8 protein-coding genes are annotated in these 7,553 nt (G+C 62.5%); 1 reads left to right on the top strand and 7 read right to left on the bottom strand.

What is annotated here, in order from left to right; all coding sequences use genetic code 11:
* The 4 genes from AC1DJN_RS18915 to AC1DJN_RS18900 all read right to left on the bottom strand — a co-directional run.
* On the bottom strand, nucleotides 1-515 hold a 515-nt coding region (locus AC1DJN_RS18915), incomplete at its 3' end, for a TetR/AcrR family transcriptional regulator (RefSeq protein ID WP_478039785.1).
* Nucleotides 515-1,009 (bottom strand): hypothetical protein, encoded by a 495-nt coding sequence (locus AC1DJN_RS18910; RefSeq protein WP_478039782.1) that lies wholly within the window; start codon nucleotides 1,007-1,009, stop codon nucleotides 515-517. The genes AC1DJN_RS18910 and AC1DJN_RS18915, both read right to left, overlap by 1 nt.
* A gap of 80 nt (nucleotides 1,010-1,089) precedes the next feature.
* Nucleotides 1,090-2,607 (bottom strand): MFS transporter, encoded by a 1,518-nt coding sequence (locus AC1DJN_RS18905; protein WP_320488652.1) that lies wholly within the window; start codon nucleotides 2,605-2,607, stop codon nucleotides 1,090-1,092.
* Between the two features lie 26 nt (nucleotides 2,608-2,633).
* The gene (locus AC1DJN_RS18900) at nucleotides 2,634-3,380 is read right to left on the bottom strand and encodes a glucose 1-dehydrogenase (protein WP_478039780.1); all 747 of its coding nucleotides are present in this window, start codon (nucleotides 3,378-3,380) and stop codon (nucleotides 2,634-2,636) included.
* Nucleotides 3,381-3,602: 222 nt separating this feature from the next.
* Between AC1DJN_RS18900 and AC1DJN_RS18895 the strand changes: the two genes are divergently transcribed.
* Nucleotides 3,603-4,451 (top strand): LysR family transcriptional regulator, encoded by an 849-nt coding sequence (locus AC1DJN_RS18895; RefSeq protein ID WP_241877708.1) that lies wholly within the window; start codon nucleotides 3,603-3,605, stop codon nucleotides 4,449-4,451.
* 414 nt (nucleotides 4,452-4,865) lie between these two features.
* Here the strand turns inward: AC1DJN_RS18895 and AC1DJN_RS18890 are convergent, their stop codons facing one another.
* The 3 genes from AC1DJN_RS18890 to AC1DJN_RS18880 form a co-directional block, all read right to left on the bottom strand.
* Nucleotides 4,866-5,600, bottom strand: coding sequence for a phosphatase PAP2 family protein (locus AC1DJN_RS18890; RefSeq protein ID WP_442251557.1), 735 nt, complete (start codon nucleotides 5,598-5,600; stop codon nucleotides 4,866-4,868).
* Nucleotides 5,590-7,206, bottom strand: coding sequence for an ArnT family glycosyltransferase (locus AC1DJN_RS18885; RefSeq protein ID WP_478039787.1), 1,617 nt, complete (start codon nucleotides 7,204-7,206; stop codon nucleotides 5,590-5,592). Before AC1DJN_RS18885 ends, AC1DJN_RS18890 begins: the two co-directional genes overlap by 11 nt.
* Before the next feature lie 127 nt (nucleotides 7,207-7,333).
* Nucleotides 7,334-7,553, bottom strand: a 220-nt coding sequence (locus tag AC1DJN_RS18880) for a diacylglycerol kinase (RefSeq protein WP_478039778.1), incomplete at its 5' end; no start/stop codon positions are given.

Genomic DNA, 7,553 nt, shown 5'->3' with positions numbered 1-7,553 from the left:
GCCCCGTGGATCGAGGCCATGAACATCGCGGCTTCCCCAGCAGGCGGCTCGACTAAGCGCATCACGCCCTTCGTCTCGCCCTCCGTCATGGTCTGTGTGAGCCAGGTTTGCAGATCGTTGAAGTGACCTGTGACCTCCTCGGCGACCTCTGCCGGGATGCTTGGCAGCTCAGCGGCAAGCAGTGCGCAGATGCAGATCGGAGGATTCGACGCCTGAATGCAGTCGGCCCAGTAGCGGATGTAGGCGACCAGGCGCGCATAGGGATCAGGAATCGATTCCTTGAGTGACTGCAGTCCTCGCCGCATCGCCTGCCGGTGCTGTGCGACGGTCGCCTTGACTAGGTCCACCTTGGCCGGAAAGTGGTGATGGATGCTGGCCTTCCTGACATCCACCAGTTCGGCAATGTCGGCATAGCTGAAGCCGTTATACCCACCCGACGCCAGCAGCTCGTTGGCCCGCTGGATGATCTCTTGGGCTTTGGGTGAATACTGAGGCTGGGCTTCTGCGGACGACATCAACGGGTTACCTGGTCTCGATAGGGACGCTGCTTATAAAGCGCTCGCATTTGCAGTGGAATTCCCACGATGAGCGCTAGGAAGAGCGCGCCCTGGACACCCAGCAGCAGCGGGTCTTTCAAGTCTGTCACCACCGGATCGCCGACAGGAAGCCTGCGCAGGCTTTCACTCACCGTGGGGACMATCAGCAGGAACACCGTTACGCTCAGCGACATCGTCTGGACATACGTCCACAGTCGCTTCGCCGGCCGCCACAGCGCGATGCCGTATCCGACCAGCAGAAACACCAGAGTGATCGTCGCGACGATCGAGCTCACCGGCTGGTGCGCGATGGGATAGACGGTGAGGATGCCCAGCAGCATGAACCAGAAGTAGGCGCGGCCGGCAGCAGTCTCAGGAGCGATCCGCCCGTGCCTGACCAGCATGTAGACCGCCAGCGGGATCGCGGGGAGGCTGCCCAGCGTGTGGAGCCAACCGATTGGAGATATGCCCATGAGGAGTTCCTTGCTGAAGTTGGGTGAGTCTACCTATTAGTAGGTAGATAACGCAATGGAGTGGCATCGGATGGACGGGTTCATGCCGACCGATGGGTGGTTTGCACCGGGAGCGTCCGGTTTGCGGGCGGCGTCGTTGTCTGGGGTCGCTGCGCCACGGGCGACTCGTTTGCTGAGCCCGGCGTCCCCCTCATGGTGGTCACCGCCAGCCTCCTGCTGAGAACGGCGGCGATGGCCATGGCGCTGGCGATCATGAGACAGGCGGCCGCGAAGCCGGATGCCACGTCTTCGACGCCTGCTCCATCCGGCGCGAGCGAGAAGAAGACACCGCCCACCAAGGCGACGGAGAGCGCAGCGCCCAGCTGCATTGCTGCGCTGACCATGCCGGCCGCCAAGCCTGCCCAGCGTGGCTCCACGAGATCGACGTTCAGTCGCACCAGCGCCGGCAGCGCGATGCCCTGTCCGATCCCAACCACCAGCAGAGGAAGCGGAAGCCAGGACGGTCGGCCGATCGCCACCGCACCGGCCGCCAGCACCAGGCCGAGGGCTTCCAGACTCATGCCGAAGGTCGCTGCGCTCGAACCCAGCCAACGCGAAAGACGAATGCCGCACGTCGGCCCCAGCAGTTGTCCGATACCGAGTGGAAGAATCGCCAAGCCCGCTGCGAGCGCACCGCGACCCAGCCCGGCTTGTTGGTACACCGCGAACGTCAGGAAGAACGCCGCCAAGGCATACAGCATGACCGCCGCCAGCAGACCAAGAGCCAATCCACGGGTTGCCGAGATGACCGAGGGCGGAACCAGCGTCGACGCAGCCAAGCGCTCCCGGTGCTTCTCGTAGCGCCAGAACAGGGCCAGGAGTGCTGGGCTCATTGCCAGCATGCCCAGGCTCCACAACGGCCACCCGTGTTCGCGACCTTCGATCAGCGGAACCACCAGCGCCAGCACGCCCAGTGCCAGCAGGATCGCACCGCCGAAATCCATGCCGCCCGCTTCCTCACCGCGGGTTTCGCGCACCAGGATCAACGCGGCCGGAATGGCCAGGGCGATGACCGGAAGATTGATCAGGAAGACGCTACGCCAGCCCATATCCCAGAGATCAGCGGATACCAGCAGCCCACCCAGCAGCTGTCCGCCGACGGAGGCCAATCCGAATGTCGCCCCGTAAAGACCGAGCGCTCGACCCTTCTCGCTCGCTGGAAACAGCGCGTGGATGGACGCCAAGGACTGCGGTGCCATGACCGCGGCCGAGATGCCCTGCAGCAATCTGCCGAAGATGAGCACACTTGGCGACGTTGCGAATCCACATAGAGCCGACGCCAGCCCAAACCCGAACATGCCGGCCACGAAGGTACGCCGGCGTCCATAGAGATCGCCCAGGCGACCGCCCAGGATGAGGGTGACGGCGTAGGCCATCGCATAGACCGACACGACCAGCTGCGCGACGTCGGCCGATGCCTGCAGGTCGGCGCGGATGCTCGGCAAGGTGACGTTGACGATGAAAAAATCAAGCGGAGGCAGCAGCGTGCCGGACAGGAGCACGGCCAAGGCGGGCCAGCGGCGCGGGTCCGGTGCGTTCGGATTCGGATAGATGCTCAAGAGGTTCATCCTCGGAACGCCGCGGATCAGCGCATGCCGCCCGAGCCGATGATGTGTTCGCCCGTGACCCAGCCCGCGTCGTCCGACGCAAGAAAGGAGACGATCGACGCGATGTCCGTCACCTGGCCGATCCGGCCGAGCGGCGTCTGCTGCTCGTTCCAGGCCTGGAACTCCGAGCCCATCACGCCGTTGGCGTGCGTACCGTCGGTCTCGATCAGGCCGGGGTTCACCGCGTTGACGCGGATTCCCCGTGGACCCAGTTCCCGCGAGAGAACGCCGGTGATGGCGTCGATAGCCCCTTTCGTTCCACTGTAGATCGCGCTTTGCGTGGGCAGAATCCGGGTGACGAAGGAACTGACGTTGATGATGCTCCCGCCTTCGCCCAAGAAAGGTACGGCGGCTGCCGTGACGAGCAGCGACYCGAGTACATTGAGGTCGAACTGCTGGCGATACAGATCCTCGGTGGTGTCCTCGATCTTTGCGAACTGATAGATGCCGGCGTTGTTGACCACGACATCTAGCCGACCGAAATGGTCGACGGCCGTCTGGATGAGCGCATCCACCTCCGTCTTGCTGCGGACATCGGCGCGCACCGCTACAGCGGTCCCGCCGGCGCCTTCAATCTCGCCAACCACCCTATCTGCCTCGTGCGCGCTCGAGGCGTAGTTCACGATCACCTTGGCGCCATCACTCGCCAGCCGACGGGCGATGCCGGCACCAATACCTTTAGATGCGCCCGTAACCAGGGCGACTTTCCCGTTCAACTTGCTCATGTCGTTCAACTCCAGATGAGGCTGACCCGGTATGGGCCAACCTGCCAGGGATGGCGTGTACCCGCCCACCGAGATCTCCCGAAGTACGCCGGGGTCGCCTGCGGGTCGGACCGCAGACGCCAGACCATCAGTGCTGGGGTGAGCATGGTGAAGTCGACAGGATTGTTTGTGGACTGCCATTCCTGCATATTGCGCGTACATTTTTGAACGGGTAATCGCGGGATGGAATGGAGTGATATCCGGATATTCCTCGCGGTCGTCCGCGGCAGATCGCTCGGCGAGGCGGCGCGCAGCCTGGGCGTGAGCCACCCCACCATCGGTCGACGGATCAAGGCACTCGAAGATGAGGCCGAGCAACCGCTCTTCCGCAGGACGAAAGACGGCTTGGTGCTCACGGATGCCGGAGACGCGGTGCTATCGCTCGCTGAATCCATGGAAGCATCGGCGCTGTCCATGGAAAGGCGCCTGGCGGGCAACCATGAGCGGCTCGAAGGCCTCCTGCGGATATCCTCGGCGGACTGGTTCGCTGCCTATGTCCTGGCGCCCGTCTTTGTCGAACTGGGGCGCCTTCACCCCGCCGTCGTACCCGAGGTCATCGCGAGCTACCGCCTGCTCGACCTTTCCCGTCGCGAAGCCGATGTGGCCTTCCGCATCGTCCCGTTCAGTGAGCCGGACATCGTCCAGCGCCGACTGATGACCATGCCTTACGGGCTCTACGGATCGGCGTCGACGGTGCACGCGGTGACCAACGACCCCGGGTCTGTGAGCCTGATTCTCATGAACTCGGCCCAGGCTCACTTCCCGGATGTCGCCTGGCTGCTGGACCGATTCCCGCACTCTCGACGTGCTTTCGCCAGCACCAGCCGAAGCGTCCAGGCCCAGATGTGCCGTCGAGGACTAGGCGTTGCGGTATTGCCAAGGCCCCTTGGTGACGGCGTGGACGGGCTTCATCGCATCGATCTGTTCGGCGACCCTCCGAACAGGGACGTCTGGGTGGGTTACCACCAAGATCTGCGCCACATGGATCGGTTAAGAGCTCTGCTCGATATCGCCGAAACGACGCTCCCTTGATGTCTGCAATCGGCCAGAAGCGGGCATCCGTCCTACCCTCGATAAACATCCCTAATCCACGACTAACCTTGAGCCTACTGCGGTCCCGCAAAGATGTCCTTTCGCTCGCCGGATTGACACGGACTGTCCCTTCTTTGGGAACCCGGCCCCCCGCGACCCGGCGGTCCAACGGCTCGCTGAGACACCTAACCTGCCGACGCGCATGGGCTAGCAGATCCTTCTGGGCCATGCCAGGAATCAAAGCCTGGAGCGGTTCGCCTAGCTACCTGAATTCAAGATCAGAAGCGGACCTTGCGTTGACCTCAAACCTTGCATAGGCGCTTGCTTCAGGACTACGCCCAGCAGCGCCTGTTGGTCCATCACAACCAGCAACTACCCAAACTGACGCTGGACCTGGTCTGAGCTTTAGCCCTATCAATTCTTCGGCCGAGCCGGCCAAATCAAGTACAGGCCCAGCGCTACGAACCAGCAGATGGCTGCCGTCCAAAGATCGTGAGAAAGAAAGTGTGCGCCCCGAAGCTGCTGGGAAATGCCAAAGATCATTCCCAATCCAACACCCACGCCCAGACCGACGAACCGCAGGCGCGGCTTCGCTTCAAGGGCGAGGAAGTACAGGGCTAGCCAGCTATAGCCAGCGCTGGCATGCCCTGCCGGGAAGCAACCGCTGGCCCGGTAGCCTGCCGGTCTGGCATCGAAAAAGCCGAAGGGTTCATTGGGCCCGCCAAAGGTAGTCAGGTCCCAGGGGCAATCCATTCCGCTGACTTTCTTTACCAGCGAAACGATGATCGTGGAGAGAGCGACCGAGACAAAGAGTCGGAACATCGGCCGCCGCCATGCAGCCAGCCGCGGAACCCACTCCGACGCGATAGTGGCCAAGAGCGCTGCGAGCCCCGCGCCGATGGACAGATTCCTTCCGCCCTTATGTACCAATTGCTCAGTCAGCCAACTGTCCTTCAGCGCCCATTGGTGCCCCTCCCAACCGTAGATCCAAGCCGCAACGACCTGATCACCATGAAGTCCCAACAACAGGCAGGACCCTACGATCAGCACGATGACTGGAATCGTCACGTGGCTCTCAATGCCGAGCGCTCTAAGGCGCAGCCGCCATGCGGAAGGCCGCACTTCGGTCCCCAGCAGTTCACTGCTCATCGTTTTCAGCCCAGCTGATTTCTTCCCGACAGCCGGGTACCAGTGCCACGGAAGGAACCAGAACCCAGTTGTTGCGGTTCGCGCTGCCGACGGATATCGACCTCGCTCTGTTCACGCACCGGCCAATCGCCTTGTCGGTGACAAGAATCCAGCGGCGCCCAGGCGCACCTTCCACCCATTTCCGCGCATGGTGCCATTGCACGTCCGACGGCTGCTTGAACCCGAAGTCCRCAGGCACCGAAGATCCCACCTGCAGGTAGTTCTGCTCGCGCCAGTCCACAAGGCCGAGTTCTCCACGAGTTCCGATGATCGAGTGAACCTGCTGCATTACCTGCCGCGACGAAGCGGAGGCGTCGAGTGCGGGCAGCAGTCCAAAGCCGTAGGAAGTCCACAGGACCGCCACTGAAAGTACCGTGAGCATGGCTGGTCTGCGGGTCCCGAACGCCGCAACCAGCAGCAGCATCGCCACACCGATAAACAACAGCCAATGCGTCAATGCCTGCAAAACTTCGGGCGTCAGATCCCGGCCCGCCAGCCGAGACTGCAACCAGTCAGCGTTGCCCATGATGGACGCTACGACGATCAATGCAGCCATAGCGATCAGCGCCGGGAAGGCTGTCAATGTCCACCGGGCATATCGTTGCCGCAGCAGCCCCTCGAGCAGCGGTGCCGCCGCGACACACAGTGCCGGAAGCGCGGGGAGGATGTAGACCTCTCTCTTGCCAGGGCTCGCGCTGAAGAAGACAAGCACGAGCGCCGCCCATCCCAGCAGGAGCCAATAGCGACTGTCACCGCGGGAAATTCGCCTTGCCCACGCCGGCAGAATCCATGGCAGGAGCAGGCAGCCTGGGAGCCACAGGGTCAGCATCACCTGCACGTAGTACCAAGCCGGTTGAATGTGGTGCCATGCCCCTGCGTATCGGGTTGCCGTCTGCTGGTAAAGCAGCTCTCTCGCGTAGACATCCAGCTCCGCACCGTGGGGGGCCGCCAAGGCAATTCCCAGCGGAAGCAACCATACTGACAACCCTAATGCGAACCCAAGCGGAATCAGAAACCACTGCAGGCTGCTTGCGGGTACCGCATGCACCTTCCCTTTGAACCGCAGCGTGAGCCAGGAAACAAACAGGAGCAGCGGAAGGAAACCAACCCCCTTGGTGACAGTTCCAAGACCCGCAGCAAATGCCCCCAACAATAGCGCCGTAAGATTGGGGCCACGCCAGAGGTGGGCGAGCAAGCCCCACAACGAGGCCGTCATCATCGCCAAGAGCACCATGTCGATCTGCGCGCGCTTGGCCATGAGGCCAAACTGGAGCGTTGCGAACAGGGCCAGGGCTGCATATCGACCTATGCGCCGGCTCCAGAGCATGGCGCCTATGCGATAGGTCATCCAAAGCGTTGCAAGCGCGGCCAGCAGCGACGGGAGAAGGAAGGCGACATTCCAGTTCCTGATGAGCGAGTAAGCACCGGCCTGCATCCACATGAAGACGGGCGGCTTCTCCGCGTACAGCTCGATTCCGCGATGCGGTAGCAACCATTGCCCCGATTCAACCATCGTCCTGGCTGCCAGTACGAAACGAGGCTCGTCAGGTGGAGCCGGGGCCCGCATCCCCAGGCCGGCAATCAAGCTGAAGACGATGGAAAAGACGATGACCCAAGTCCACCAACGCCGTGGTGAAACGGAGTCAACTCGCGTGTTCCCGGCTGCGACGGTTCCGTTCATGCTCAGGCTCTGGTCAGAGAAGCAGGATCAACAGCCACGCTGCTGCGGTCCCGATCAGAGCGACGAATACCGCAGCCGACCCCATGTCTTTGGCGCGGCCAGCAAGCTCGTGATGCTCCGGACCRTACCGTTCAATCACGGCCTCGATGGCCGAATTGAGCAGTTCAAGTGCCAGAACCATCAGAACGGTGATGATCAGAACGGCCTTTTCCAACCCGCCGTCGCCGAGAAGG

This window comes from Stenotrophomonas sp. 05L414_2, from assembly GCF_056397905.1.
Note: the sequence above shows the minus strand (reverse complement) of the source record. Positions and strands in the feature narration are given on the sequence as shown.